The sequence below is a fragment of the Salmonella sp. 3C genome (assembly GCF_025426275.1).
GTDB lineage: Bacteria > Pseudomonadota > Gammaproteobacteria > Enterobacterales > Enterobacteriaceae > Salmonella > Salmonella enterica.
The window spans coordinates 4,461,184-4,487,973 of the sequence record NZ_CP104858.1 but is presented as its reverse complement, the minus strand read 5'-3'; the positions used below and the strand labels follow the sequence as shown (position 1 = coordinate 4,487,973).

General features: G+C 53.1%; 25 protein-coding genes. 18 read left to right on the top strand and 7 right to left on the bottom strand.

The annotated features are described in order from the left end of the window. Positions 1-126 precede the first annotated feature (126 nt). The 3 genes from N7E69_RS21740 to topB all read left to right on the top strand — a co-directional run bounded on the left by N7E69_RS21740 (position 127) and on the right by topB (position 3,793). Complete coding sequence (locus tag N7E69_RS21740; protein ID WP_000339313.1) at positions 127-678, top strand: NAD(P)H nitroreductase; 552 nt, start codon at positions 127-129, stop codon at positions 676-678. 117 nt (positions 679-795) lie between these two features. After that, positions 796-1,839: a selenide, water dikinase SelD gene (selD, locus tag N7E69_RS21735; RefSeq protein WP_001294900.1), complete on the top strand. Its 1,044-nt coding sequence runs from the start codon at positions 796-798 to the stop codon at positions 1,837-1,839. Positions 1,840-1,843: 4 nt separating this feature from the next. Then, positions 1,844-3,793: a DNA topoisomerase III gene (gene topB, locus N7E69_RS21730; RefSeq protein WP_001235866.1), complete on the top strand. Its 1,950-nt coding sequence runs from the start codon at positions 1,844-1,846 to the stop codon at positions 3,791-3,793. 29 nt (positions 3,794-3,822) lie between these two features. Here topB and gdhA read toward each other — a convergent pair whose 3' ends face one another. Next, on the bottom strand, positions 3,823-5,166 hold the full coding sequence (gene gdhA / locus N7E69_RS21725) for an NADP-specific glutamate dehydrogenase (protein ID WP_000372865.1): 1,344 nt from the start codon (positions 5,164-5,166) through the stop codon (positions 3,823-3,825). Between the two features lie 238 nt (positions 5,167-5,404). On the opposite strand from gdhA, the gene N7E69_RS21720 reads away from it, so the two are divergent. Beyond that, on the top strand, positions 5,405-5,680 hold the full coding sequence (locus tag N7E69_RS21720) for a YnjH family protein (RefSeq protein WP_001254682.1): 276 nt from the start codon (positions 5,405-5,407) through the stop codon (positions 5,678-5,680). Here N7E69_RS21720 and N7E69_RS21715 read toward each other — a convergent pair. Continuing rightward, positions 5,640-6,056 (bottom strand): pyrimidine (deoxy)nucleoside triphosphate diphosphatase, encoded by a 417-nt coding sequence (locus N7E69_RS21715; RefSeq protein WP_000592133.1) that lies wholly within the window; start codon positions 6,054-6,056, stop codon positions 5,640-5,642. The genes N7E69_RS21720 and N7E69_RS21715 overlap by 41 nt on opposite strands. 72 nt (positions 6,057-6,128) lie before the next feature. Next, on the bottom strand, positions 6,129-6,935 hold the full coding sequence (xthA, locus tag N7E69_RS21710; RefSeq protein ID WP_000673954.1) for an exodeoxyribonuclease III: 807 nt from the start codon (positions 6,933-6,935) through the stop codon (positions 6,129-6,131). 445 nt (positions 6,936-7,380) lie between these two features. Here xthA and N7E69_RS21705 point away from each other — a divergent pair, with 445 nt between their 5' ends. The 6 genes from N7E69_RS21705 (at position 7,381) to spy (ending at position 14,229) form a co-directional block, all read left to right on the top strand. Beyond that, positions 7,381-8,607, top strand: a complete 1,227-nt coding sequence (locus N7E69_RS21705) for an aspartate aminotransferase family protein (RefSeq protein WP_000059504.1) — start codon at positions 7,381-7,383, stop codon at positions 8,605-8,607. Continuing rightward, positions 8,598-9,632 (top strand): arginine N-succinyltransferase, encoded by a 1,035-nt coding sequence (gene astA / locus N7E69_RS21700; protein WP_001263889.1) that lies wholly within the window; start codon positions 8,598-8,600, stop codon positions 9,630-9,632. The genes N7E69_RS21705 and astA overlap by 10 nt, the downstream gene beginning before the upstream one ends. Beyond that, a complete protein-coding gene (gene astD, locus N7E69_RS21695; protein ID WP_000177259.1) occupies positions 9,629-11,107 on the top strand; it encodes a succinylglutamate-semialdehyde dehydrogenase in 1,479 nt (492 codons plus the stop codon). The genes astA and astD overlap by 4 nt, the downstream gene beginning before the upstream one ends. Beyond that, positions 11,104-12,447: an N-succinylarginine dihydrolase gene (astB, locus tag N7E69_RS21690; RefSeq protein WP_000123932.1), complete on the top strand. Its 1,344-nt coding sequence runs from the start codon at positions 11,104-11,106 to the stop codon at positions 12,445-12,447. The genes astD and astB overlap by 4 nt, the downstream gene beginning before the upstream one ends. After that, complete coding sequence (astE, locus tag N7E69_RS21685) at positions 12,440-13,408, top strand: succinylglutamate desuccinylase (protein ID WP_000368464.1); 969 nt, start codon at positions 12,440-12,442, stop codon at positions 13,406-13,408. The genes astB and astE overlap by 8 nt, the downstream gene beginning before the upstream one ends. 335 nt (positions 13,409-13,743) lie before the next feature. Continuing rightward, entirely contained in the window at positions 13,744-14,229 is a 486-nt protein-coding gene (gene spy, locus N7E69_RS21680; RefSeq protein WP_001229001.1) for an ATP-independent periplasmic protein-refolding chaperone Spy, read from the top strand. A 74-nt stretch (positions 14,230-14,303) separates the two neighbouring features. On the opposite strand, the gene cho is transcribed toward spy, so the two are convergent. Together cho and nadE are read right to left on the bottom strand one after the other, a co-directional pair. Beyond that, a complete protein-coding gene (cho, locus tag N7E69_RS21675; RefSeq protein ID WP_001675566.1) occupies positions 14,304-15,185 on the bottom strand; it encodes an excinuclease Cho in 882 nt (293 codons plus the stop codon). A gap of 120 nt (positions 15,186-15,305) precedes the next feature. Next, the gene (gene nadE / locus N7E69_RS21670; RefSeq protein ID WP_000174980.1) at positions 15,306-16,133 is read right to left on the bottom strand and encodes an ammonia-dependent NAD(+) synthetase; all 828 of its coding nucleotides are present in this window, start codon (positions 16,131-16,133) and stop codon (positions 15,306-15,308) included. Positions 16,134-16,351: 218 nt separating this feature from the next. On the opposite strand from nadE, the gene osmE reads away from it, so the two are divergent. The 7 genes from osmE to chbG all read left to right on the top strand — a co-directional run bounded on the left by osmE (position 16,352) and on the right by chbG (position 22,257). Continuing rightward, a complete protein-coding gene (gene osmE, locus N7E69_RS21665; protein WP_001039301.1) occupies positions 16,352-16,693 on the top strand; it encodes an osmotically-inducible lipoprotein OsmE in 342 nt (113 codons plus the stop codon). Between the two features lie 300 nt (positions 16,694-16,993). Continuing rightward, complete coding sequence (gene chbB / locus N7E69_RS21660; RefSeq protein ID WP_000412161.1) at positions 16,994-17,314, top strand: PTS N,N'-diacetylchitobiose transporter subunit IIB; 321 nt, start codon at positions 16,994-16,996, stop codon at positions 17,312-17,314. Between the two features lie 82 nt (positions 17,315-17,396). Next, positions 17,397-18,755, top strand: a complete 1,359-nt coding sequence (gene chbC, locus N7E69_RS21655) for a PTS N,N'-diacetylchitobiose transporter subunit IIC (RefSeq protein WP_000073062.1) — start codon at positions 17,397-17,399, stop codon at positions 18,753-18,755. 50 nt (positions 18,756-18,805) lie between these two features. After that, positions 18,806-19,153: a PTS N,N'-diacetylchitobiose transporter subunit IIA gene (chbA, locus tag N7E69_RS21650; RefSeq protein ID WP_000459883.1), complete on the top strand. Its 348-nt coding sequence runs from the start codon at positions 18,806-18,808 to the stop codon at positions 19,151-19,153. 10 nt (positions 19,154-19,163) lie between these two features. Next, positions 19,164-20,006: a transcriptional regulator ChbR gene (gene chbR / locus N7E69_RS21645; RefSeq protein ID WP_000983393.1), complete on the top strand. Its 843-nt coding sequence runs from the start codon at positions 19,164-19,166 to the stop codon at positions 20,004-20,006. A gap of 124 nt (positions 20,007-20,130) precedes the next feature. Beyond that, positions 20,131-21,486, top strand: a complete 1,356-nt coding sequence (locus N7E69_RS21640) for a 6-phospho-beta-glucosidase (RefSeq protein ID WP_000078779.1) — start codon at positions 20,131-20,133, stop codon at positions 21,484-21,486. Positions 21,487-21,498: 12 nt separating this feature from the next. Next, positions 21,499-22,257, top strand: a complete 759-nt coding sequence (gene chbG, locus N7E69_RS21635) for a chitin disaccharide deacetylase (RefSeq protein WP_000442727.1) — start codon at positions 21,499-21,501, stop codon at positions 22,255-22,257. Between the two features lie 43 nt (positions 22,258-22,300). On the opposite strand, the gene katE is transcribed toward chbG, so the two are convergent. Further along, positions 22,301-24,553, bottom strand: coding sequence for a catalase HPII (katE, locus tag N7E69_RS21630; RefSeq protein ID WP_000019098.1), 2,253 nt, complete (start codon positions 24,551-24,553; stop codon positions 22,301-22,303). Between the two features lie 366 nt (positions 24,554-24,919). Between katE and cedA the strand changes: the two genes are divergently transcribed. Continuing rightward, positions 24,920-25,162 carry a cell division activator CedA gene (cedA, locus tag N7E69_RS21625; protein ID WP_000977510.1) on the top strand — a complete coding sequence of 81 codons (243 nt, stop codon included), beginning with the start codon at positions 24,920-24,922 and terminating at the stop codon, positions 25,160-25,162. 101 nt (positions 25,163-25,263) lie between these two features. Here cedA and tcyP read toward each other — a convergent pair whose 3' ends face one another. Then, positions 25,264-26,655, bottom strand: a complete 1,392-nt coding sequence (gene tcyP / locus N7E69_RS21620; RefSeq protein ID WP_001010671.1) for a cystine/sulfocysteine:cation symporter — start codon at positions 26,653-26,655, stop codon at positions 25,264-25,266. Positions 26,656-26,790: the final 135 nt, after the last annotated feature.

Genomic DNA, 26,790 nt, shown 5'->3' with positions numbered 1-26,790 from the left:
AGCATTAAGATGTGGCTATCGTAATGACCCATCAGGCAGTTGTCAGCAGGAATCACTGCCTGCGCTGTAACAAAATCCGCTCCCGTGTTAATTTTGTGAATAAATATCATTGCTGGAGTTAATCAAATGGATGCACTAGAACTGCTGGTCAACCGTCGTAGCGCCTCTCGTCTCGCAGAACCGGCGCCTGTCGGAGAGCAATTACAGAACATTCTGCGGGCGGGAATGCGTGTTCCCGATCATAAATCTCTACAGCCGTGGCGTTTTTTTGTGATTGAAGGAGAGGGGCGCGACCGCTTCAGCGCCGTGCTTGAACAAGGCGCTGTCGCTGCCGGGGGCGATGAGAAAGCGATCGAAAAAGCGCGTAATGCGCCGTTTCGCGCGCCGCTGATCATTACCGTGGTGGCGAAATGCGAAGAAAACCATAAGGTTCCGGTGTGGGAACAGGAGATGTCTGCCGGATGCGCGGTGATGGCGATGCAAATGGCGGCGATTGCGCAAGGGTTTAATGGTATCTGGCGTAGCGGCGCATTAACGGAGAGCGCTATCGTGCGGGAAGCCTTTGAGTGCCGCCCGCAGGATAAAATTGTTGGTTTTCTCTATCTCGGCACGCCGCAGCTCAAAGCGTCAACGACGATCAGTACCCCCGACCCCACGCCGTTTGTGCGTTATTTCTGACGCTGAGGGATAAAACTGTCTGGATTCTGAGCAAAGGCGCGGTAATTCAGACAGTGATACTTACCACATCAGGGAATGAGCGCTACCATAGCGCGAATGCAATGACAGGAGATGTCCATGAGCGAGCAAGCCATTCGTTTAACGCAATACAGCCACGGCGCTGGTTGCGGTTGTAAAATTTCCCCTAAAGTGCTGGAGACTATCCTGCATAGCGAGCAGGCGAAGTTCGTCGACCCGAACCTGCTGGTGGGTAATGAAACCCGCGATGATGCGGCGGTTTACGATCTGGGTAATGGCACCAGTATCATCAGCACCACCGACTTCTTTATGCCGATAGTCGACAACCCGTTTGATTTTGGCCGCATTGCGGCAACAAACGCCATCAGCGATATTTTTGCGATGGGCGGCAAACCGATTATGGCGATCGCGATCCTTGGCTGGCCGATTAACACCCTGTCGCCCGATATTGCGCGTGAAGTGACCGAGGGGGGGCGCTTTGCCTGCCGTCAGGCCGGTATCGCGCTGGCGGGCGGACACTCTATTGACGCCCCGGAGCCGATCTTTGGTCTCGCGGTCACAGGCGTAGTGCCGACCGAACGGGTGAAGAAAAACAGTACCGCGCAGGCGGGATGCAAACTCTTTCTGACCAAACCGTTGGGGATTGGCGTGTTGACCACCGCCGAGAAAAAATCGCTGCTTAAACCTGAACATCAGGGGCTGGCGACGGAAGTCATGTGTCGGATGAACGTTGCTGGCGCGGCGTTTGCCAATATCGACGGCGTAAAAGCTATGACTGACGTTACCGGTTTTGGCCTGCTGGGGCACCTGAGCGAGATGTGCCAGGGCGCAGGCGTGCAGGCGCTGCTTTGCTATCAGGACATCCCTAAACTGCCGGGCGTGGAAGAGTATATTGCTCTGGGCGCCGTACCGGGCGGCACAGAGCGCAACTTCGCCAGCTATGGTCATCTGATGGGCGACATGTCGCGTGAAGTTCGTAGCCTGCTGTGCGATCCGCAAACGTCAGGCGGTCTGTTGTTGGCGGTAACGCCGGACGCCGAAGACGATGTTAAAGCCACCGCGGCGGAATTTGGTATCGATCTGACCGCGATTGGCGAACTGGTCGAGGCCCGCGGCGGTCGCGCTATGGTTGAGATTCGTTAACCTGATGCGGTTGTTTATTGCCGAAAAACCGAGTCTGGGGCGCGCCATTGCGGATGTGCTGCCAAAACCGCACCGTAAAGGCGATGGTTTTATTGAGTGCGGAAACGGGCAGGTCGTCACCTGGTGTATTGGTCATTTGCTGGAACAGGCGCAGCCGGATGCGTATGACAGCCGTTATGCGCGCTGGAATCTGGCTGACCTGCCTATTGTGCCGGAAAAATGGCAGCTTCAGCCTCGTCCTTCCGTCACCAAACAGCTCAATGTGATTAAGCGCTTTTTGCATCAAGCCGGTGAAATTATTCACGCCGGCGACCCGGATCGCGAAGGGCAGCTTCTGGTTGATGAAGTGCTGGATTATCTCCAGCTTCCTGCCGAAAAGCGCCAGCAGGTGCGGCGTTGTCTGATAAACGACCTTAACCCGCAGGCGGTCGAGCGTGCTATTGACAGGCTGCGGGCGAACAGCGACTTCGTGCCGCTGTGCGTCTCCGCGCTGGCGCGAGCGCGAGCGGACTGGCTGTATGGCATTAATATGACCCGCGCTTACACGATCCTGGGCCGTAATGCCGGCTATCAGGGCGTGTTATCCGTGGGACGCGTACAGACGCCGGTACTGGGGCTGGTGGTGCGGAGAGACGAAGAGATTGAGAACTTCGTCGCCAAAGACTTCTTTGAAGTAAAGGCGCACATCGTTACGCCTGCCGACGAGCGTTTTACCGCTATCTGGCAGCCGAGCGAGGCGTGCGAACCTTATCAGGATGAAGAGGGGCGCTTGCTTCATCGTCCGCTGGCGGAGCATGTGGTGAACCGAATCAACGGTCAGCCCGCGCTGGTAACCAGTTATAATGATAAACGGGAATCAGAATCCGCGCCGCTGCCGTTTTCGCTCTCGACGCTACAGATTGAAGCCGCCAAACGCTTTGGCCTGAGCGCGCAAAACGTGCTTGATATTTGTCAGAAGCTATATGAAACCCACAAACTGATTACCTATCCGCGTTCCGACTGCCGTTATCTGCCGGAAGAACACTTTGCCGGACGGCAGGCGGTCATGAACGCGATTAGCGTCCACGCCCCGGATTTACTGCCGCAGCCTGTGGTTAATCCTGATACGCGCAATCGCTGCTGGGATGACAAAAAAGTGGATGCGCACCACGCGATTATCCCGACGGCGCGCAGTTCTTCTGTCCATCTGACGGAAAACGAAGCGAAAGTGTACACCCTGATTGCGCGTCAGTATCTGATGCAGTTCTGCCCGGACGCGGTGTTTCGTAAATGCGTTATTGAACTGGAAATCGCCAAAGGGAAATTTGTCGCCAAAGCGCGTTTTCTGGCGGAGGCCGGTTGGCGGACGTTACTGGGCAGTAAAGAGCGCGACGAGGAAAACGACGGTACGCCGCTGCCGGTTGTCGCCAAAGGTGATGAGTTGCTGTGTGAAAAGGGGGAAGTGGTCGAGCGCCAAACCCAGCCGCCGCGTCATTTCACTGATGCGACATTGCTTTCCGCGATGACCGGAATTGCCCGCTTCGTGCAGGATAAAGATCTGAAAAAGATCCTGCGCGCGACCGATGGGCTGGGGACGGAAGCCACGCGCGCCGGGATTATCGAGCTGCTGTTCAAACGTAGCTTTCTGACCAAAAAAGGGCGCTACATTCATTCTACCGATGCTGGCAAAGCGTTAATACATTCGCTGCCGGAAATGGCGGCCCGTCCAGATATGACCGCGCACTGGGAATCTGTTTTGACGCAAATCAGCGAAAAGCAGTGCCGTTACCAGGATTTCATGCAACCGCTGGTCGGCACGTTATATCAGCTGATCGAGCAGGCTAAGCGCACGCCGGTGAAGCGCTTCAGAGGGATAGTCGCGCCAGGCGGTGGAGACAAGAAAAAGAGCGCGCCGCGTAAGCGAGCGGGCAAAAAAAGCCCGCCTGCTGAGGAGACAGGCCGTCAGACCGAATAAGCGTAAAGCTATCTGGCCTGACGACGGGATTAAATGACGCCCTGCGCCAGCATGGCGTCGGCGACTTTCACGAAACCGGCGATGTTGGCGCCCTGAACGTAGTTGGTATGCTTATTGTCGCCGCCGTACTCGACACAGGCGTGGTGGATATCCAGCATAATGTGATGCAGACGGGCGTCCACTTTCTCGGCTTTCCAGCTCAACCGCGCGGCGTTCTGCGCCATTTCCAGCCCCGATGTCGCCACGCCGCCCGCGTTGGCGGCTTTACCCGGCGCAAACAGTACGCCCGCTTCAAGGAAGAGATCGGTCGCTTCAATCGTGGTTGGCATATTTGCCCCTTCCGCCACGGCTTTTACGCCATTGGCAATCAGTACGCGCGCGGCGTCAACGTCCAGTTCGTTCTGCGTCGCGCATGGCAGGGCGATATCCACCGGTACGCTCCAGGGCTGCTGGCCTTCCAGATAGGTTAAGCCAAACTCACGGGCGTAGTCAGCGACGCGACCGTCACGGCTGGCTTTAATTTCACACAGACGCGCCAGCTTCTCTGGCGTGAAGCCACTTTCATCGACCACCGTCCCGCTCGAATCCGACGCGGTAACCACGCGCGCGCCAAAGGCCATCGCTTTCTCAATGGCGTATTGCGCTACGTTGCCGGAGCCGGACACGGCGACGCGCATCCCTTCAAAACCGAGACCATGACGTTTAAGCATCGCTTCGGTGAAGTAGACCAGGCCATAGCCCGTCGCCTCCGGACGAATCAGGCTGCCGCCGAAGGAAAGCCCTTTGCCGGTGAAGACGCAGGCGCTGTTATTGGAAAGCTTGCGCATCATTCCCGCCATAAAGCCCACTTCGCGTCCGCCCACGCCGATATCCCCGGCAGGCACGTCGGTATCCGGCCCTAAATGGCGATACAGTTCAGTCATCAGCGCCTGGCAGAAACGCATCACTTCGCCTTCGCTTTTCCCTTTCGGATCGAAATCGCTGCCGCCTTTACCGCCGCCCATCGGCAACGTGGTGAGGGCATTTTTAAAGGTTTGCTCAAAGCCGAGGAACTTAAGGATGGAAAGGTTTACCGAAGGATGGAAGCGCATACCGCCTTTATAGGGGCCGATAGCAGAGTTGAACTGCACGCGCCAGGCGCGATTTACCTGCACCTGGTTTTTGTCGTCCAGCCACACTACGCGAAACTGGATTACGCGCTCTGGTTCAACCAAACGTTCCAGTAAAGACATGTGGCGGTAACGGGGGTTTTGTTCAAGAAACGGCCACAGGGTGGTCATGACTTCACGGACGGCTTGCGCGAACTCGGTTTGATGCGGGTCGCGCTTTTGTACATGGTTGAGGAACGATTCCAGAGAACATGTCTGATCCATAGATATAAAAACCTCTTATATATTAATGTGGTTGTATTTGCGTTTTATCAGAATATGTATTTGCAGTTTTCGACTATACCATCAGCAATGTGACGGTAAGCAAGAAAAAAATGACGCTGCTAAGTAAATTCATAACGGGGCGAGGGTCATAACTAAAAGCGATGACAAAAGAGGATTAAAGTTTTCACGGCGGCTTACCGTTATACTGAGAATATACTTAGAAAAATAAGGAAATCCTATGCGCCGAAGCCTCGTGGTCGCCGTGATGGCGATAATGCCAATGGTCGGGCTGGCAAACCAGAACAGTCGTCCTGATATTCAGGTGAATGTCCCGCCGGAAGTTTTCAGCACGCGCGGTCAGTCGTCCCAGCCCTGCATTCAGTGCTGCGTTTACCAGGATCAGAATTACTCCGAAGGCGCGGTAATAAAAGTGGAAGGCGTCTTGCTCCAGTGCCAGCGTGACGAAAAAACCATCAGCACGAATCCGTTAGTCTGGCGTCGCGTAAAGCCATAAACGCCTGCAATAGCGGAATATCCGCCGGGGCGAGGGGGTACTCCAGCGCCTCTTCCGGCGTACACCAGGCTAATGCCTGATGTTCCAGCGCACGTATCAGACCGTTAAACGCAGGCACATGCCAGGCGTGCAAATGAATTCGTCGGCCAGACACGTCGCGTTGATGGCTGGCGATATAGACGCCGGGCGTGGCGTCAATCCCTAACTCTTCGCGTAGCTCGCGGATAAGCGCCTGCGGCTGGGTTTCGCCGGGTTCGACTTTACCGCCGGCAAACTCCCATAAACCGGCTTGATCCGCATGAGCTGGGCGCTGGGCCAGCAGAATTTTGCCGTCGCATTCAATGATGGCGGCAACAACATCGAGTTTTTTTATCATTGTCGTTAAGGTCGTTATTCCTGCCGGGAAGCGTCGCGCTATCCCGGCCTTACGGTTAATCAGAAAGCGGAATCAAACACGAAACGTCGCCCAGACCGGCGCATGGTCGGAGGGTTTTTCCATACTGCGAATGTCGTAGTCTATACCGGTTTCTGCGCAACGTTCCGCCAGCGGAGCGCTTGCCAGCAAGAGGTCGATACGCAGCCCGCGATTATCCACGAAACCTTTCGAGCGGTAATCAAACCACGAAAATTTATCCATCGTTTGCGGATTCGCCTGACGGAACGTGTCCACTAATCCCCACTTCAGTAACCGCGACATCCATTCACGCTCCTCCGGCAGGAAGGAGCATTTACCGGTACGCAGCCAGCGTTTGCGGTTCTCTTCGCCGATGCCAATATCCAGATCGGTCGGGCTGATATTCATGTCGCCCATAATTAATACCGGATTATCGCACTTGAGTTCCGTTTCAAGATAGTTTTGCAAGTTCTGATAGAACTGCGCTTTCGCGGGGAACTTCAACGGATGATCCCGGCTTTCCCCCTGCGGGAAATAGCCGTTAATGACGGTAATATTACCCAGCGGCGAGGGGATTTCCGCCATGATAATGCGGCGTTGCGCCTCTTCGCCATCATCCGGGAAACCGCGTCTGACGGAAATGGGCGTGGCTTTTGTTAGCAGCGCGACGCCGTAATGGCCTTTTTGTCCATGATAGAAAACGTTATAGCCCAGCTTCGCGACCTCTTCGAGCGGGAACATTTCGTCGTGGACTTTTGTCTCCTGTAGGCCGATCACATCGGGCTGGTGTTTTTCGACAATCGCTTCAAGCTGATGGGGACGGGCGCGCAGGCCGTTGATATTAAAAGAGACAAATTTCATAGTCACTGCCACTTTGCAAGGTGAATCGTGTTGGGATGGTAACAGAAATTTTACCGAGTGACTGCCACTCATCGTCAGATTCGGCCAATAGAAGCGTATGGTGTTTTCTATAGCGCGCAAATGGCACAGTTTGCGTGCAGATGCGCCAGAACGGGGCGGTAATTTCCAGTAAATTTCGTATAAGATCACAATTCCAGAATTATATTTGGCAACTGAATAATATTTCGCTTTTTCCTCTTTTTAGCCACCGATTATGCGGGAATATTCACTTTTCATGCAGTAAAAGTGAATATCGCTACGCTATAACCCATTGATTTACCGTTTATCACTTCTGTTTATGCAATGTTAACGCTGGCTGGCGCGAATGCTGCAATCTACATTTACAGCGCAAACACTCATATTAATTAACATATAAATAACTTTATTTTTACCAAAAGGGGGCGCTATGTCTCTGTCAGTTACGCGCGAAAACTTTGATGAATGGATGGTGCCGGTGTATGTTCCCGCGCCTTTTATTCCTGTACGCGGAGAAGGCTCACGCCTGTGGGATCAGCAGGGGAAGGAGTACATTGATTTTGCTGGCGGGATCGCGGTCAACGCATTGGGACATGCGCATCCGGCGCTGCGCGAGGCGTTAAATGAACAGGCGAATCGCTTCTGGCATACCGGAAACGGTTACACCAATGAACCGGCGCTGCGACTGGCGAAAAAACTGATCGACGCTACCTTCGCCGAACGCGTTTTCTTTTGTAATTCAGGCGCTGAAGCAAATGAAGCAGCATTAAAACTGGCGCGCAAATATGCCCACGATCGTGTCGGCAATCATAAAAGCGGCATTGTGGCCTTTAAAAACGCGTTCCATGGTCGCACGCTCTTTACCGTCAGCGCTGGCGGTCAACCCACCTATTCACAGGACTTTGCGCCGCTGCCGCCGGATATTCGTCATGCAGCCTATAACGATCTGAACTCCGCCAGCGCGCTCATTGATGACAATACCTGCGCCGTGATCGTAGAGCCTGTGCAGGGCGAGGGCGGCGTGATCCCCGCCACGAAAGCTTTTTTGCAGGGGCTGCGTGAATTGTGCGACCGGCATCAGGCGTTACTGATTTTTGATGAGGTGCAGACGGGCGTCGGACGTACCGGCGAACTGTATGCATATATGCATTATGGCGTTACGCCCGATATCCTGACGACCGCTAAAGCGTTGGGCGGCGGCTTCCCGATCGGCGCGATGCTGACTACGCAAGACTATGCCAGCGTCATGACGCCAGGCACGCATGGCACCACCTACGGCGGTAATCCGCTGGCGACGGCAGTTGCCGGAAAAGTACTGGATATCATCAATACGCCGGAGATGCAAAACGGCGTCAGACAGCGCCACGATGCGTTTATTGAACGTCTAAATACCATTAATGTACGTTTTGGCATGTTCAGTGAAATTCGCGGGCTGGGACTACTGCTTGGCTGTGTGCTACAGACGGAGTTTGCCGGAAAAGCCAAACTCATCGCCCAGGAAGCGGCAAAAGCAGGCGTGATGGTGCTCATCGCCGGTGGCGACGTGGTGCGTTTTGCGCCAGCGTTAAATGTGAGCGACGAGGAGATAGCTACCGGGCTTGATCGTTTTGCCCTGGCGTGCGAACGCCTTCAGGCGGGAGGCGCATCATGCGGGTGATTCGTCCTGTCGAACATGCGGATATCGCCGCGCTGATGCAGCTTGCAGGCAAAACGGGCGGCGGCTTAACCTCGCTACCGGCAAATGAAGCGACGCTGGCGGCCCGCATTGAACGCGCGCTAAAAACCTGGTCCGGCGAGCTGCCAAAAGGCGAACAAGGGTATGTATTTGTTCTTGAGGACAGTGAAACGGGTGAGGTCGGCGGGATCTGCGCCATTGAGGTCGCGGTCGGCCTTAACGACCCCTGGTATAACTATCGTGTCGGTACGCTGGTTCATGCTTCCAAAGAGCTGAATGTATATAACGCGTTGCCAACATTATTCCTGAGTAATGATCACACTGGCAGCAGTGAGCTTTGCACGCTGTTTCTCGATCCCGAATGGCGTAAAGAGGGTAACGGCTACTTGTTGTCAAAATCGCGCTTTATGTTTATGGCCGCGTTTCGCGATAAATTCAATGAGAAAGTGGTGGCGGAAATGCGTGGCGTCATTGACGAGCACGGTTATTCTCCCTTCTGGCAAAGTCTCGGCAAACGCTTTTTTTCTATGGATTTCAGCCGGGCGGATTTTTTATGCGGTACCGGGCAAAAAGCGTTTATCGCCGAGCTGATGCCCAAACATCCTATTTATACCCACTTCTTATCTGAAGAGGCACAGGCCGTGATTGGCGAAGTCCACCCGCAAACGGCGCCAGCCCGCGCGGTGCTGGAAAAGGAAGGCTTTCGCTATCGCCACTATATCGACATCTTCGACGGCGGGCCGACGCTGGAGTGTGATATTGACCGCGTGCGGGCCATTCGTAAAAGCCGACTGGTGGAAGTCGCGGAAGGGCAACCCGCGCCTGGCGACTATCCGGCATGTCTGGTCGCCAATGAAAACTATCACCACTTTCGGGCCGCGCTGGTGCGTGCCGATCCGCAGACTTCACGACTTGTACTTACCGCCGCGCAGTTGGATGCGCTGAAATGTCGCGCGGGCGACCACGTTCGGCTGGTACGCCTTTGCGCTGAGGAGAAAACCGTATGACGCTATGGATAAACGGCGACTGGATAACCGGTCAGGGCGAACGCCGCCGCAAAACGAACCCGGTGAGCGCGGAGATAATTTGGCAGGGGAATGACGCTAATGCGGCACAGGTCGCCGAGGCCTGTCAGGCGGCGCGCGCGGCGTTTCCTCGTTGGGCCAGACAGCCTTTTGCCGCACGACAGGCTATCGTAGAGAAATTTGCCGCCCTGCTGGAGGCGCATAAAGCCGAGCTCACGGAGGTCATCGCGCGTGAAACCGGTAAACCGCGCTGGGAGGCGGCAACGGAAGTGACGGCGATGATCAATAAGATTGCCATCTCGATTAAGGCTTACCACGCCAGAACCGGCGAACAAAAAAGCGAACTTGTCGATGGCGCCGCGACGTTGCGCCATCGTCCTCACGGTGTGCTGGCGGTATTCGGCCCTTATAACTTTCCCGGCCATTTACCGAATGGCCATATTGTGCCCGCGTTGCTGGCAGGCAATACGCTGATTTTCAAACCTAGCGAGCTAACGCCATGGACCGGGGAAACGGTAATAAAACTCTGGGAACGGGCGGGGCTACCGGCAGGCGTTCTTAATCTGGTGCAGGGCGGCCGGGAGACCGGACAAGCGCTGAGTTCGCTCGACGATCTCGACGGACTGCTGTTTACCGGCAGCGCCAGTACCGGATATCAGCTTCATCGCCAGCTATCCGGCCAGCCGGAAAAAATACTGGCCCTTGAAATGGGCGGAAACAATCCGCTCATTATTGAGGATGTGGCAAATATAGATGCGGCGGTACATCTGACGCTGCAATCGGCGTTTATTACCGCCGGACAGCGCTGTACCTGCGCGCGACGCCTTCTGGTAAAACAGGGTGCGCAGGGAGATGCATTTCTGGCGCGGCTGGTTGACGTCGCCGGACGTCTGCAGCCCGGCAGATGGGACGACGATCCGCAGCCGTTTATCGGCGGACTGATTTCAGCGCAGGCGGCACAGCATGTGATGGAGGCCTGGCGTCAACGAGAGGCATTAGGCGGTCGCACGCTACTGGCGCCGCGGAAGGTCAAAGAGGGAACCTCTCTGCTGACGCCTGGCATCATTGAGCTGACGGGCGTCGCGGATGTGCCGGATGAAGAGGTGTTTGGTCCGCTGCTGAACGTCTGGCGTTATGCGCATTTCGATGAGGCGATTCGTCTGGCGAATAATACCCGTTTTGGTCTGTCGTGTGGGCTGGTGTCGACGGATCGCGCGCAGTTCGAACAGCTCTTGCTGGAGGCGCGGGCAGGGATCGTTAACTGGAATAAACCGCTCACCGGGGCAGCGAGTACTGCGCCGTTTGGTGGTGTCGGCGCGTCTGGCAACCATCGACCCAGCGCCTGGTATGCCGCCGATTATTGCGCCTGGCCGATGGTCAGTCTGGAATCTCCCGAACTGACGTTGCCTGCGACATTAAGCCCCGGCCTCGACTTTTCTCGCAGGGAGGCGGTATGACGGCGCATGAAGTTAATTTTGATGGGCTGGTGGGGCTTACGCACCATTATGCCGGGCTATCCTTCGGCAATGAGGCATCGACCCGCCACCGTTTTCAGATGTCGAATCCTCGTCTGGCGGTAAAGCAGGGGCTGCTAAAGATGAAGGCTTTGGCGGATGCCGGCTTTCCCCAGGCGGTGATCCCGCCGCATGAGCGGCCTTTTATTCCGGCGTTGCGTCAGCTCGGCTTCACGGGTAGCGATGAGCAGATTCTGGATAAGGTTGCGCGTCAGGCGCCACGCTGGCTTTCTAGCGTGAGTTCCGCGTCGCCAATGTGGGTTGCGAATGCGGCGACGGTTTGCCCATCGGCAGACGCGCTGGACGGGAAAGTTCACCTGACGGTGGCGAATTTAAACAATAAATTTCATCGCGCTCTTGAGGCGCCTGTTACCGAAGCGCTGCTACGCGCCATATTTCGCGATGAAAGTCAGTTTTCAGTGCATAGCGCGTTACCGCAGGTCGCATTATTGGGAGATGAAGGCGCGGCGAATCATAACCGTCTGGGCGGCGAGTATGGTTCGGCAGGCGTGCAGCTTTTTGTCTATGGGCGCGAAGAGGAGAATGAAATACGACCCGCTCGTTATCCGGCGCGCCAGAGCCGCGAAGCCAGCGAGGCCGTGGCGCGTCTTAATCAGGTGAATCCGCAACAGGTTATCTTCGCTCAGCAGAACCCGGAGGTCATCGATCAAGGCGTATTCCATAATGATGTCATCGCCGTTTCGAATCGACAGGTATTGTTTTGTCACGAAGCGGCGTTTGCCCGGCAGAAAGTGCTCATTAATCAGTTGCGTACGCGCGTTGACGGTTTTATGGCGATAGAGGTGCCCGCCGGAGAGGTTTCTGTATCAGATGCTGTGGCGACCTACCTGTTTAATAGTCAGTTGTTAAGCCGTGACGACGGCTCAATGCTGCTAGTGTTGCCGCGGGAATGTCAGGATCATGTCGGCGTCTGGCGCTATCTGAATAAGCTGGTGGCGGAGGATAACCCCATCAGCGCGATGCAGGTGTTTGATTTGCGAGAAAGTATGGCTAACGGTGGCGGGCCGGCCTGTCTGCGATTACGCGTGGTGTTAACAGAAGAAGAACGACGGGCGGTGAATCCAGCGGTAATGATGAATGACGCTCTGTTTACGGCCCTTAACGCGTGGGCGGATCGTTATTATCGCGATCGCCTGACCGCTGCCGATCTGGCCGATCCGTTATTATTGCGAGAAGGCCGGGAGGCGCTGGATGTGTTAACGCGTCTGCTGGATTTGGGGTCGGTTTATCCTTTCCAGCAAACGGGGGCGGCTGATGGATAACTTTCTGGCGTTGACGCTAAGTGGCACGACACCACGGGTGACGCAGGGGAAGAGCGCGGGTTTTCGCTGGCGCTGGTTAGGTCATGGTCTGCTTGAACTCACGCCCGATGCGCCGGTCGACCGCGCGTTAATTCTTTCTGCGGGGATACACGGCAATGAAACCGCGCCGGTAGAGATGCTGGATAAGCTGCTGTCGGCGCTGTTTTCAGGCAGCTTGACGTTAACGTGGCGAGTGCTGGTGGTACTCGGCAATCCGCAGGCGCTGGCGGCGGGAATACGCTATTGTCACAGCGATATGAACCGTATGTTTGGCGGGCGTTGGCAGTCCTTTGCCGAAAGCGATGAAACGCGGCGGGCGCGTGAGCTGGAGCTCAGTCTGGAGACCTTCTTTTCATCTGGCCATGCGCGGGTACGCTGGCATCTGGATCTGCATACCGCCATTCGTGGCTCGCATCATTTGCGTTTTGGCGTATTGCCGCAGCGCGACCGCCCGTGGGAGACAGATTTTCTGGCGTGGCTGGGCGCGGCAGGACTAGAGGCGTTGGTATTTCATCAGGCGCCCGGCGGTACGTTTACGCACTTTAGCTCTGAACATTTCGGCGCGCTTTCCTGTGCGCTGGAGTTGGGAAAGGCGTTGCCGTTTAGGCAAAACGATCTGACGCAGTTCAACGTAACCTCGCAGGCGTTGTCGGCGTTGCTGAGCGGTGTCGAAACGTCAACCTCGTTTTCGCCGCCGCTACGCTATCGGGTGGTGTCGCAAATCACGCGTCACAGCGACAAGTTCGCGCTTTATATGGATGCGCAAACGCTGAATTTTACTGCCTTTGCGAAGGGAACGTTGCTGGCCGAGGAGGGGGATAAGCGCGTGACGGTGACGCATGACGTTGAATATGTTCTCTTTCCTAATCCCTCTGTCGCCTGCGGATTGCGGGCTGGATTAATGCTGGAAAGACTGCCCTGATAAACGTCCCTGTAAGCTCACGTTAGGATTACAGGGATGATTTGGGACACATTTTCATGCTATTACGGATTATTCCTGGAGAATTGCTTTATTAATAAGCGTTGCTGCGTTATAGTTCTGCATAATTTATGCTATATCATGCTGTTGTATATTTCTCTTTCAACTCTGCGCAATTTATTCTTTTTTTCTTCACAATTGGCGAAAAAGTGTTTTTTATACTTTCATTGTTTTACCGTTGTTATGACTAATTGACGCTAAGACGGTTAAAGTTAATCACGACAACACGGCGCTGTTTTAAATATGCCGTAAAAATAACTGAAAGGAAGGATGGAAATATGCGTAAACTGACTGCTCTATTTGTTGCCTCTACCCTGGCGATGGGTGCTGCGAATCTCGCTCATGCCGCTGAGACTACCACCGCCGCGCCAGCGGATGCGAAGCCAATGATGCAGCATAAAGGTAAATTTGGCCCACATCACGATATGATGTTTAAAAACCTGAACCTGACGGACGCACAGAAGCAACAAATTCGCGACATTATGAAAGCGCAGCGCGAGCAAATGAAACGTCCGCCGCTGGAAGAGCGTCGCGCCATGCATGATATTATCGCCAGCGATACCTTCGATAAAGCCAAAGCCGAAGCGCAAATTACGAAAATGGAAGCGCAGCGCAAGGCCAATATGCTGGCGCATATGGAAACCCAGAATAAAATTTATAACGTTCTGACGCCGGAGCAGAAAAAGCAATATAACGCTAATTTTGAGAAGCGTCTGACAGAACGCCCGGCGCAAGAAGGTAAAATGCCTGCTGCGGCAGAATAACTTTCCGCATAATTTAAGACCGCCGGTCTTGTCGATAACACAATCGTTGAGGTGGACAGGATCGGCGGTTTTCTTTATGACTGGCGACAGTCGGTGTGCAGTTCAATGATCTCATATTGACCTGACATTAGTGGCTTACAGAGAATTTTATAGCCATCCTGATCAAAGCCCGCAGGGGTGCGCACCAGCGTGGCGGCCTCATCCAGCGAGGGGACCGCCCCCAGCCATAACCAGTTGTTGATAATGTGGAACTGGGTCATTTGTGGGCGGCTTTCTTTTAACGCGATAGCGCCTTTCCAGGGCCAGCAAACCACACGTAACCGTTCCAGCGAGGCCTGCAGACGAAGAAAATGCGCCTGCGGGGTTTCTTGCCCACAGCACGCGCCAGCGCAGCGCTTCAGAGCGAAACGAAAACAGGAGCGCCCACGGCTTACCGGTTCAAGCCCCAGCAGGCCATAACACAATTTTTGTTCATCGGCGAGGTTCTGTAAGCTTTGCAGCGCCGCCCGACGGTTGGCGAAGAGGCCAAACAGGTTTGGCTCATGGGAAAAATCGACGCTGCGGGCGGAAACGACCTCAATCTTTTGTTCGCTCAACTGTAGCGAGCAAAGCTGGCGATTACGACGTAACCGCTTGTTAAACAGCGGCTGTTGTTCTTTGATCAGCCGTGCCTCCAGCAGCAACGCGCCCATTTCCCCAGCGGTGCAGATCCAGCTTATCCGCCGCGCCTGTCGCAGCATAGTGGCCTCGTCAGGCGTTCGCAGATGTGAAAGCACCCGGCTGCGAATATTCACGCTTTTACCGATATAAAGCGGCAGCGTATCGCTTTCGCTATGAAATACATAGACGCCCGGTAAGGCTGGCAATTCGCTGAGGAAAGGACGTAAATGTTCTGGATATTCGTAAATGGCCGCCGCTTCAAACTCAAGGCGGGGGGCTGATTGACGCCGTACCACAGTGATCTCCGTTAACTGGTTATTCATCCAGTATAACAGCGGATGGGTGATTAAAAAAGAGGCTGGGAAGAGAGGAGGCCGGATAGACGAGCGATATCCGGCACAACAGTAGAAGTACGCTTACTTTTTCCAAAAGTCGTCGAATACCGTAATCGGTAAACGGCGCTTATGTTCAGTTTTTACATACCAGCCTTCGATAGTTTTAGCGATGGCGGGGTCCAGCGTTTTGCCTTCCAGGTAATCGTCAATATTGTCATACGTTACGCCCAGCGCGGCTTCATCAGGCAGTGAAGGGCGGTCGTCTTCCAAATCGGCGGTGGGGACTTTTTTATACAGATGCTCAGGACAGCCCAGCGCTGCGAGAAGCTGTTTGCCCTGGCGTTTGTTAAGGCGATGAAGCGGGTTAATATCGGTACCGCCGTCGCCATATTTGGTGAAGAACCCGGTTATCGCTTCCGCCGCATGGTCGGTGCCCACCACGACGCCGTGAGTCATACCGGCGATGCTATATTGCGCTTTCATTCGCTCACGCGCTTTTTCATTGCCGCGAACAAAATCGCTCAGCTCAATTCCCGCTTCGCGCAGCGCCTGTTCGCTGGCGAGGACGGCGCCTTTAATATTGACGGTGAGTACTCTGTCCGGCTGAATAAAAGCAATGGCGTCCTGGCAATCCTGTTCATCGGCCTGTACGCCATAAGGCAGACGAACGGCGATAAACTGCAGCGCATTATCACCGGTCTCTTCTCGCAATTCGGCGATAGCCATCTGGCTGAGTTTCCCGGCCAGCGTCGAATCCTGCCCGCCGCTGATGCCTAACACCAGCGATTTCAAAAAGGGATAGGTTTTCAGGTACGCTTTAAGAAAATCCACGCTGCGGCGAATTTCTTCTTCAGGGTTGATATGCGGTTTCGCGCCAAGCGCCTGGATTATCTCTTGCTGCAGAGTCATTTAACCCCCTTCGACATTAAAAAAATGAATCTTTACCCTGTTAAAGCTAACCCTTCGCCGCTGAAACAACAAGGTTTGGCGGGCTAAGCGGTGTTTAAAACAACATGTCGCTGCGTTAGAGAATTTTCCGAAAGACTTTTTGTGGCGGGTCGCGGCTTGAAAAATATTCTGATGTATTCCAGGCTTACATAACACGCTGATAAACAAGAGGACGGAAAATGAACAAGAACGTAGCAGGAATTTTAAGCGCAGCGGCGGTAATGACTATGCTGGCAGGCTGTACGGCGTATGATCGTACAAAAGACCAATTTGTTGAGCCTGTCGTTAAAGATGTTAAAAAAGGAATGAGCAGGGCGCAAGTTGCGCAGATTGCGGGCAAACCGTCATCTGAAGTGAGTATGATTCATGCGCGCGGTACCTGTCAGACCTACATCCTGGGTCAACGTGATGGTAAAGCGGAAACCTACTTTGTTGCGCTGGATGATACCGGGCACGTGATTAACTCCGGCTACCAGACCTGTGCGGAGTACGACACTGACCCACAGGCACCGAAGCAGTAACAACTGTACATTGCCTGAACATTCAAGGAAACCGGCCTGCGAGCCGGTTTTTTTGTGCCTGCCATAACCTTATTTATTATCGCGAATTATTTGCCCGAAATGTGAGGGGGGTCATAACGCCAGGTCAATGAGAGACAATTTAGTGGGTCAAGGAAATACCATCCGGCGGTCCGATCCCGTATACTCATTTCAGCCACCTAAAAAAGTAAATCCGGTTACGCAAGTCGCCCAGAGTATGGATGCAGGTTGAGGCTTGCGGCGTATCTGGTTGACAGATAATCGCACATGAGGAAGGTTTTTATGGAAAAGAAACACATTTATCTGTTTTGTTCTGCGGGCATGTCAACATCGTTACTGGTATCAAAAATGCGCGCTCAGGCTGAAAAATATGAAGTGCCGGTGATTATTGAAGCATTCCCTGAAACCCTGGCCGGTGAAAAAGGCCCGGCAGCGGACGTCGTGTTATTAGGCCCGCAAATTGCTTATATGCTCCCCGAAATTCAGCGTTTATTACCCGGTAAACCGGTAGAAGTCATTGATTCAATGTTGTACGGCAAGGTAGATGGCTTAGGCGTGCTTAAAGCTGCGGTAGCGGCAATTAAAAAAGCCGCCGCGAATTAATTATTTTTTAATTTTTCCCGTCAAAGAGTTATTTCATACACTAACCGCAATATTTTATTGCGGTATTTAAGAGTATTTTTCTATGAGTAACGTTATTGCTTCACTTGAAAAGGTACTCCTTCCTTTTGCTGTAAAAATAGGAAAGCAGCCACACGTTAATGCAATCAAGAACGGCTTTATTCGTTTAATGCCATTAACCCTTGCGGGGGCGATGTTTGTATTAATTAATAACGTTTTCCTGAGCTTTGGGGAGGGGTCGTTTTTTTATTCCATGGGCATTCGGCTTGATGCCTCAACCATTGAAACACTTAATGGATTGAAAGGCATCGGCGGGAACGTCTATAACGGCACATTGGGCATTATGTCGCTCATGGCGCCATTTTTTATCGGCATGGCGCTGGCGGAAGAGCGCAAGGTTGATGCGCTGGCCGCCGGATTGCTTTCCGTGGCGGCATTTATGACCGTAACGCCGTATAGTGTCGGCGAGGCCTATGCCGTAGGCGCTAACTGGCTGGGCGGCGCGAATATTATCTCCGGTATTATTATTGGCCTGGTGGTCGCGGAGATGTTTACATTTATTGTCCGGCGCAACTGGGTGATTAAACTACCGGACAGCGTACCGGCTTCGGTGTCTCGTTCATTCTCAGCATTAATTCCCGGCTTTATTATTCTCTCTATTATGGGGATTATTGCCTGGGCGCTGTCTAATTACGGTTCTAACTTCCATCAGATTATTATGGACACTATCTCTACGCCGCTGGCATCGCTGGGTAGCGTGGTAGGGTGGGCATATGTCATTTTTGTACCGCTGCTGTGGTTCTTTGGTATTCATGGTTCGCTGGCGCTGACCGCGCTGGACAGCGGCATCATGACGCCCTGGGCGCTGGAAAACATCTCTATTTACCAGCAGTATGGCTCCGTCGATGCGGCGCTGGAAGCTGGTAAAACGTTCCATATCTGGGCGAAACCGATGCTGGATTCTTATATCTTCCTCGGTGGCAGCGGCGCAACGCTGGGTCTGATCATCGCTATCTTCCTGGCATCCCGTCGCGCGGACTATCGCCAGGTGGCAAAACTGGCGCTGCCGTCAGGTATCTTCCAGATTAACGACCCCATCCTGTTTGGCCTGCCGATTATTATGAACCCGGTGATGTTTATCCCCTTCATTCTGGTACAGCCGATTCTGGCGGCGATTACGCTGGTGGCTTACTATTTGGGTATTATTCCGCCGATTACCAATATTGCGCCGTGGACCATGCCAACCGGGCTGGGGGCGTTCTTTAACACCAACGGCAGTGTCGCCGCGTTGCTGGTTGCGCTATTTAACCTGGCAGTCGCTACCCTGATTTATCTCCCCTTCGTGGTGGTGGCTAACAAAGCGCAGAACGCCATCGAGCAGGAAGAAAGCGAAGAAGATATCGCTAACGCACTGAAATTCTAAACTCCGCGCCGGCATGGGATGCCATGCCGGGCTGAATCAGAGGAAAGACTATGTTTGATCTTGAAAATGTTGTAGATAACCAGACAGCGGCTGAGGAACTCGAAGAAGTCGTTATGGGGCTTATCATCAATTCTGGTCAGGCGCGCAGCCTGGCATATGGCGCGCTCAGAAAAGCGAAAGAAGGCGATTTTGAGGCGGCGAAAGCGATGATGGACCAGTCGCGCATAGCGCTCAATGAAGCGCATCTTGTGCAGACAAAACTCATCGAAGGCGATCAGGGCGAAGGCAAAATGAAAGTCAGTCTGGTCCTGGTTCACGCTCAGGATCATTTGATGACATCAATGCTGGCTCGTGAACTGATCGCTGAGTTGATTGAGCTCCATGAAAAACTGAAATAACAGGGGGCGGATGATGCAGCTACAGGTTAACGCAACGGAAATCAAAACGGTTTATGAGCAGCAGCTCTTCAATGGCAAAAATTTCCATGTGTTTATCTATAACAAGACGGAAAGCGTCACCGGGCTGCATCAGCACGACTACTATGAATTTACCCTGGTATTAACCGGACGTTATTACCAGGAGATCAACGGGAAGCGTGTGCTGCTGGAACGTGGAGATTTTGTTTTTATCCCGGTGGGGTCGAATCACCAAAGTTTCTATGAGTTTGGCGCAACGCGTATTCTGAACGTAGGAATTAGTAAACGTTTTTTTGAACAGCATTATCTTCCGTTACTGCCGTTTTGTTTTGTGGCATCGCAGGTATACAGGGCGAATAGCACCTTCCTTACCTATATTGAAACGGTGATTGCGTCGTTGAATTTTCGCGGCAATGGGCTCGACGAATTTATCGAAGTGGTGACATTTTATATTATAAACCGCTTACGTCATTACCGCGAAGAGCAGGTTTATGATGATATTCCACAATGGCTGAAAGCAACCGTGGAGATAATGCATGATAAAACGCAGTTTGGCGAACATGCGCTGGAAAATATGGTGCGCCTGTCGGCAAAATCCCAGGAGTATCTGACGCGCGCCACCCGACGTTATTACAGCAAAACGCCGATGCAAATCATTAATGAGATTCGCATTAATTTTGCCAAGAAACAGTTGGAAATGACCAACTATTCGGTTACGGATATTGCTTATGAAGCCGGGTATAGCAGTCCAAGTCTGTTTATTAAAACGTTTAAGAAGATGACCTCATTTACGCCGAATAGTTATCGGAAGCGATTGACGGAAATTAATGAGTAACGGTTTGCATTGCTCGATTAATTACATTTTACGCTTGCCCCAATAGCGCGGGGAACGTCACGCTATTTCTTACGAGCGGGCATAGCGTAATACATATCAGTGCCATACACTGAAGGGAGATATTATGAGCCAGAAATTAAAAGTCGTCACTATTGGTGGCGGGAGCAGCTACACCCCTGAATTACTTGAAGGCTTTATTAAACGCTACCATGAATTACCTGTCACTGAATTATGGCTGGTTGACGTTGAAGACGGGAAAGAGAAGCTGGGCATTATTTATGATCTCTGCCAGCGAATGATTGATAAAGCAGGCGTTCCGCTAAAATTGTATAAAACGCTGGATCGCCGGGAAGCGCTGAAAGACGCTAATTTTGTTACTACCCAGCTACGCGTTGGTCAACTCAAAGCCCGTGAACTGGACGAGCGTATCCCGCTTAGTCACGGCTATCTGGGGCAAGAAACCAACGGCGCTGGCGGTTTATTTAAAGGGTTGCGTACCATTCCGGTTATTTTTGACATCATTAAGGATGTTGAAGAATTATGTCCGAATGCGTGGGTCATTAACTTTACTAATCCGGCAGGGATGGTGACGGAAGCGGTTTATCGTCATACCAACTTTAAAAAGTTCATTGGCGTATGTAATATTCCTGTCGGCATGAAAATGTTTATTCATGACGTGCTGGCGCTGAATGAGACTGACGATCTTTCCATTGACCTGTTTGGTCTAAACCATATGGTCTTTATTAAAGATGTGCTGGTGAATGGCACCTCACGGTTCGCAGAATTACTGGATGGCGTGGCGCCCGGTCAGTTGAAAGCGTCAACCGTAAAAAATATCTTTGATCTGCCGTTTAGTGAAGGATTGATTCGCTCGCTGAACATGCTGCCGTGCTCTTATTTGTTGTATTACTTCAAGCAAAAAGAGATGTTGGCGATTGAAATGGGCGAATATTACAAAGGCGGCGCGCGCGCTCAGGTCGTACAAAAAGTGGAGAAACAACTCTTCGACTTGTACAAAAATCCTGAGCTAAACGTGAAGCCGAAAGAGCTTGAGCAACGCGGCGGCGCTTATTATTCCGATGCCGCTTGTGAAGTCATTAACGCTATTTATAATGACAAGCAGACTGAGCATTACGTTAATATTCCACATCATGGGCATGTCGAGAATATCCCGGCGGACTGGGCGGTGGAAATGACCTGCATTCTGGGACGCAATGGCGCGACGCCGCACCCGCGTATCACCCGTTTTGACGAAAAAGTGCTGGGGCTTATCCACACTATTAAAGGATTTGAGGTCGCGGCCAGCAATGCGGCGCTGAGCGGAAACTTTAATGATGTGCTGCTGGCGCTTAACCTGAGTCCGCTGGTGCATTCCGACCGCGACGCAGAAGTCCTGGCGCGTGAGCTCATTCTGGCGCATGAAAAATGGCTGCCTAATTTTGCCGCTTGCATCGAAGCGCTTAAAGGTAAGCACCACTGACAGAGGTAGGCTATGGAACGCGTGTTGATTGTGAATGCCGATGATTTTGGCCTGAGTAAAGGGCAAAATTACGGCATTGTTGAAGCATATCGCAACGGCGTTGTGACCTCCACGACGGCGCTGGTCAATGGCGAGGCTATTGACCATGCGGCGCAGCTTAGCCGCGAGCTGCCTGCGCTTGGGGTGGGAATGCATTTTGTTTTGACGTTAGGCAAACCGGTGTCAGAGATGCCGGGCCTGACGCGAGACGGCCTGTTGGGGAAATGGATCTGGCAAATGGCGGAGGAGGATACGCTTCCGCTGGATGAAATTGCGCATGAACTGGCGTGTCAGTATCAGCGTTTCATCGACGTATTTGGCCGCGAGCCAACGCATCTCGACAGTCACCATCATGTGCATATGTTCCCGCAAATTTTCCCCATCGTCGCCCACTTTGCGGCGCAGCGCGGGATTGCGTTACGTATTGACCGCCAGACGGTGTTGAACGCCGACGATCTGCCGTCGGATTTGCGCAGCACTCAAGGATTTAGTAGTGAATTTTACGGCGAGGAGATCACCGAAGCGTGCTTTTTACGCATTCTGGATGCCTCGGCGCATCGAGGAGAAGCCTCTCTGGAGGTGATGTGTCATCCGGCGTTTGTGGATAACATTATTCGCCAGAGCGCCTATTGCTACCCCCGCTTAACTGAACTGGAGGTGTTGACGTCTGCGTCACTCAAGGCAGCGATTGCGGAACGTGGATATCGTCCTGGCAGTTTTCTTGATATTTAGCTCCTGAGTTTGCGGCGCAAGAATGCGCCGCATTTTTTGCCGTTTATGCAGGAATCGCGTTAATTTTCCCCGCACGCGACCAGACACGGTGTGCCGCCATCAGCGTCAGCAGAGTGTCCATAAAGTGGTGGTCAACGTTATCTGCCTCAACAAGTCCTTCTTCCCCCTGGCTATCAATGTTTAAAAGCGCCTTAAACCGTCGGGCGTCGCCTGCCAGTGCGATGGGCTTCAGATGTTTGTAGGCTTCCAGAAGGTAGTAACGGGCATCGCCGTAACTTTCGATATCGGCAATATTGCCGCACGGTACTATTACCGCATCGACCGTTAGCGACGGCGCGCCGGCAAAGGTTGCCGCAATAGTTAATGTTGAACCGTCATCAGCCGTTACTTCACCCATCCGTGAATAGAGCAGTTTTGCGTGGACGCCTTTGGCTTTTAAAGCCTGCAAAATGGTCAACAGATCGGCGGCGTTAACCTTGTCGTTCAGCAGAATAGCGACCACTCGGCCTTTAACATCGCCGTCCGGCACCGCATACAGGCTGAGCGCCGGATCTTTTTTCAGACCGTTGACATCAGGAGGCGGGGCAATTTGCGTTTGCTCATGGGTGAGTGCAAAACCGAGATTATGCGCGACGCCCTGAGCCAGCGTGACATCAATATGCGCTAACTGATCGACCACCCGCTCCCGAATATACGCGCGGGCGACTTTACCCAGCTCAAAGCTGAACGCGTCAATAATATGCTGCTGCTCTATCGGCGTCTGACTGAGCCAGAACAGGCGAGGATGCGCGTAATATTCACCGAAAGAGGGGCTGCGTTCGCGGATTTTATTGCCATCCACGCGTTCCTGGTATGATTCGAAGCCGCCGCGTTTTGGCGCTGGCGGCGTTTCGCGCGGCCAGTTGTCATTAATGGAGTTCGGTTCATAGTTCGCCGGATTGGTGTCGATATCCATCCGGTGCATACCGTCACGCTGGAAGTTATGGTAGGGGCAGGTAGGGCGGTTAATCGGAATTTCGTGGAAGTTTGGCCCGCCCAGACGACTGATTTGCGTGTCGGTATAAGAGAACAGACGCCCCTGTAACAGCGGATCGTTGGTAAAATCAATGCCGGGAACAATATGTCCTGGATGAAATGCCGCCTGTTCGTTTTCAGCGAAAAAGTTATCCGGATTACGGTTTAACACCATTTTGCCGACGCGTTGTACTGGCACCAACTCTTCCGGAATCAGTTTGGTCGGATCGAGCAGATCAAAATCGAATTTAAATTCATCCTCTTCGGCAATGAGTTGTAGGCCCAGCTCGTATTCCGGGAAATCGCCCGCTTCGATGGCCTCCCACAGATCCCGGCGGTGAAAATCCGGATCGCGACCGGTCAGTTTTTGTGACTCATCCCACACCAGCGAGGCTTTACCCGCCAACGGTTTCCAGTGGAAACGGACAAAGGTCGCTTTCCCTTGTGCATTGATCAGACGGAAGGTGTGAATGCCGAACCCTTCCATCGTCCGATAACTCCGTGGAATACCGCGATCCGACATTGCCCACATGACGTTGTGCAGCGTCTCAGGCTGTAAGGAAACATAGTCCCAGAAGGTGTCGTGCGCGCTCTGTCCTTGCGGAATGGCCCAATGTGGTTCGGGCTTAACGGCGTGCACAAAATCCGGAAACTTATGCGCATCCTGGATAAAAAAGATCGGCGTGTTATTACCGACGAGATCGAAAATTCCCTCTTCGGTATAAAATTTGGTCGCAAAACCGCGGATATCACGTACGGTATCAGCAGACCCCGCGCCGCCCTGTACTGTCGAAAAGCGAACAAAGACCGGGGTAATTTTCTGTGGATCGCACAGAAACGCGGCTTTCGTGATGTCGCTCAGGTCTTTATATGGCTGAAAATAGCCGTGCGCTGCTGATCCGCGGGCGTGAACGATCCTCTCCGGGATACGCTCATGGTCAAAGTGGGTAATTTTTTCGCGCAGAATAAAATCTTCCAACAGCGTAGGGCCGCGACTGCCGGCGCGAAGAGAATTTTGATCGTCGGCGATGCGCACGCCCTGATTGGTGGTCAGCGCATAATTTTCGCTGCCTTTACGAAAGGCGTCGAGGGCAGTGAGCTTATCATTCGCGGTCTCGGGCGCTTTTAAGCTGCCGGGGGCCGTTGGTTGCGCGCCCGGCGGCGTCGGTTCTGGCGTGGGGCGATGTGAACCGTCTGACGGCGCCAGGGAGTCCAGGCCGGGCTGTGATTCACGGGTATCATGCACGGGGGACTGATGGGGGGATTTCTCATTATGCGACATTGAACTCGTCTCCTGCTTTCATCACTGAAATGGGCGTGGTAGTAGTCAAAATCACTCTAACTATAGAACATTTCAGCAATTATGCTGGGGGAGAGCGGAACGGCAGACAGGGTATAACAGGGAAATCGCACGCGCGGAACAGGACGTCGGGGGCGAAGATCGGCTAAAATAGTGTTTTTCTGATTTTTAGCCTTAGAGCCTATCCCAGTAGGCGTTATTGGCGCAGAGCCAGTTTGGACACGGACAGCGCGCAAAAACCGGAGCGTACACGTAGTACGTGAGGATTTTGAGCACTGCCCAGGACCAAAATGGCAAGTAAAATAGCCCTAATGGGATAGGCTCTTAGCCTCTTTTAGTGAAGCATTAATGATGAAACCTCTTCGCCAGCAAAATCGCCAGATTATTAGCTATATTCCGCGTGTTGAACCCGCGCCGCCGGAACATGCGATAAAAATGGATACGTTTCGCGACGTCTGGATACTGCGCGGTAAATATGTTGCCTTTGTTCTGACGGGGGAGTCATTTCAACGGTCGCCCGCCTTTAGCGTGCCAGAATCGGCGCAACGTTGGGCGAATCAGGTTCGCCAGGAAAACGAAATCGCTGACTAAGAAAAAACAAAACGCCGGTACTGGAGACCGGCGTTTTTAGTGACAGACATTTTGAGTTGCTGATCGTCATGTCTCAGACGATGTGAACGCCCGATAATGTATTATCGATGCGCCAGTTCAGCGTCTTCTTCGCTATCGAGAATGGTTTTATCGGTCTGCTTCAGCCACTGGCTGGTCAGCGTACCCGCGGTCATTGAGCCACTCACGTTCAGCGCGGTACGGCCCATATCAATCAACGGTTCGACGGAGATTAACAGCGCGACCAGCGTGACCGGTAAGCCCATGGCAGGCAGCACAATCAGCGCGGCGAAGGTCGCGCCGCCGCCAACGCCGGCAACACCCGCCGAACTTACGGTAACGATACCCACCAGCGTGGCTATCCATACGGGGTCTAAGGGGTTGATGCCGACTGTCGGCGCAACCATTACCGCCAACATCGCAGGATAAAGACCGGCACAACCGTTTTGGCCGATGGTCGCGCCAAAAGAGGCAGCAAAGCTGGCGATGGACTCCGGCACGCCCAGGCGGCGGGTTTGCGCTTCGACATTGAGTGGAATGGAGGCGGCGCTGGAGCGGCTGGTAAAGGCAAATGTCAACACCGGCCACACCTTGCGGAAATATTTCAGCGGGCTAATCCCGTTCACGCCCAATAGTATGCCGTGAACCACAAACATTATCGCCAGACCAAGATATGACGCTACCACGAAGCTTCCAAGCTTAATAATGTCCTGCAGATTGGAGCCGGCAACCACTTTCGTCATCAGCGCCAGTACACCGTAAGGCGTAAGTTGCATCACCAGACGCACCAGCTTCATCACCCAGCTTTGCAGGGTATCGATAGCAACAAGCACACGCTCGCCTTTTGGCGCATCATCTTTCAGCAGTTTAAGCGCGGCCACGCCCAGGAGTGCGGCGAAAATCACCACGCTGATAATAGACGTAGGATTTGCGCCAGTCAGATCCGCAAACGGATTTTTCGGTACAAAAGACAGCACCAGTTGCGGCACGCTGAGATCGGCCACTTTGCCGACATAGCTCGTCTCAATGGCATTCAGACGCGCGGTTTCCGCGCCGCCCTGAACCAGACCTTCCGCCGTCAGTCCGAACAGATTGGTGACCAGCACGCCCACCAGCGCTGCGATAAGGGTAGTAAACAGCAGCGTGCCGATAGTCAGAAAACTGATTTTCCCCAATTGAGAGGCGTTATGCAGTCGTGCCACGGCGCTTAAAATAGAGGCGAATACCAGCGGCATCACAATCATTTGTAGCAATTGCACATAGCCGTTGCCGACAATATTGAACCACTGAATGGAGTCTTTTAACACCTGACTGTCAGCGCCATAAATGGTGTGCAGGGCCAGACCAAAGACCACGCCCATCACAAGGCCGACAAGCACTTTTTTAGCCAGACTCCACTGTTTATGACGGGCCTGCGCCACTACAAACAGCAGAATGACGAACACCGCAATGTTCGCAATTAATGGAAAATTCATCCCCGTTCTCCTGATTTTTTTATTATGAAGCGCTGTGTTTTAGCGATTCTGTTCGCGCAAGATTAGCAGAACTGTGAGCTGGCTCTTATATTCAAATGGAATGGTTTATACCAAAAATGATTTTGGCGTTGATTT

What these genes read in the sequence shown, in the direction of transcription:
- N7E69_RS21740 (WP_000339313.1), top strand. Translation starts at nt 127, where the DNA reads ATGGATGCACTAGAACTGCTGGTCAACCGTCGTAGCGCCTCTCGTCTC.
- selD (WP_001294900.1), top strand. Translation starts at nt 796, where the DNA reads ATGAGCGAGCAAGCCATTCGTTTAACGCAATACAGCCACGGCGCTGGT.
- topB (WP_001235866.1), top strand. Translation starts at nt 1,844, where the DNA reads ATGCGGTTGTTTATTGCCGAAAAACCGAGTCTGGGGCGCGCCATTGCG.
- gdhA (WP_000372865.1), bottom strand. Translation starts at nt 5,166, where the DNA reads ATGGATCAGACATGTTCTCTGGAATCGTTCCTCAACCATGTACAAAAG.
- N7E69_RS21720 (WP_001254682.1), top strand. Translation starts at nt 5,405, where the DNA reads ATGCGCCGAAGCCTCGTGGTCGCCGTGATGGCGATAATGCCAATGGTC.
- N7E69_RS21715 (WP_000592133.1), bottom strand. Translation starts at nt 6,056, where the DNA reads ATGATAAAAAAACTCGATGTTGTTGCCGCCATCATTGAATGCGACGGC.
- xthA (WP_000673954.1), bottom strand. Translation starts at nt 6,935, where the DNA reads ATGAAATTTGTCTCTTTTAATATCAACGGCCTGCGCGCCCGTCCCCAT.
- N7E69_RS21705 (WP_000059504.1), top strand. Translation starts at nt 7,381, where the DNA reads ATGTCTCTGTCAGTTACGCGCGAAAACTTTGATGAATGGATGGTGCCG.
- astA (WP_001263889.1), top strand. Translation starts at nt 8,598, where the DNA reads ATGCGGGTGATTCGTCCTGTCGAACATGCGGATATCGCCGCGCTGATG.
- astD (WP_000177259.1), top strand. Translation starts at nt 9,629, where the DNA reads ATGACGCTATGGATAAACGGCGACTGGATAACCGGTCAGGGCGAACGC.
- astB (WP_000123932.1), top strand. Translation starts at nt 11,104, where the DNA reads ATGACGGCGCATGAAGTTAATTTTGATGGGCTGGTGGGGCTTACGCAC.
- astE (WP_000368464.1), top strand. Translation starts at nt 12,440, where the DNA reads ATGGATAACTTTCTGGCGTTGACGCTAAGTGGCACGACACCACGGGTG.
- spy (WP_001229001.1), top strand. Translation starts at nt 13,744, where the DNA reads ATGCGTAAACTGACTGCTCTATTTGTTGCCTCTACCCTGGCGATGGGT.
- nadE (WP_000174980.1), bottom strand. Translation starts at nt 16,133, where the DNA reads ATGACTCTGCAGCAAGAGATAATCCAGGCGCTTGGCGCGAAACCGCAT.
- osmE (WP_001039301.1), top strand. Translation starts at nt 16,352, where the DNA reads ATGAACAAGAACGTAGCAGGAATTTTAAGCGCAGCGGCGGTAATGACT.
- chbB (WP_000412161.1), top strand. Translation starts at nt 16,994, where the DNA reads ATGGAAAAGAAACACATTTATCTGTTTTGTTCTGCGGGCATGTCAACA.
- chbC (WP_000073062.1), top strand. Translation starts at nt 17,397, where the DNA reads ATGAGTAACGTTATTGCTTCACTTGAAAAGGTACTCCTTCCTTTTGCT.
- chbA (WP_000459883.1), top strand. Translation starts at nt 18,806, where the DNA reads ATGTTTGATCTTGAAAATGTTGTAGATAACCAGACAGCGGCTGAGGAA.
- chbR (WP_000983393.1), top strand. Translation starts at nt 19,164, where the DNA reads ATGATGCAGCTACAGGTTAACGCAACGGAAATCAAAACGGTTTATGAG.
- N7E69_RS21640 (WP_000078779.1), top strand. Translation starts at nt 20,131, where the DNA reads ATGAGCCAGAAATTAAAAGTCGTCACTATTGGTGGCGGGAGCAGCTAC.
- chbG (WP_000442727.1), top strand. Translation starts at nt 21,499, where the DNA reads ATGGAACGCGTGTTGATTGTGAATGCCGATGATTTTGGCCTGAGTAAA.
- katE (WP_000019098.1), bottom strand. Translation starts at nt 24,553, where the DNA reads ATGTCGCATAATGAGAAATCCCCCCATCAGTCCCCCGTGCATGATACC.
- cedA (WP_000977510.1), top strand. Translation starts at nt 24,920, where the DNA reads ATGATGAAACCTCTTCGCCAGCAAAATCGCCAGATTATTAGCTATATT.
- tcyP (WP_001010671.1), bottom strand. Translation starts at nt 26,655, where the DNA reads ATGAATTTTCCATTAATTGCGAACATTGCGGTGTTCGTCATTCTGCTG.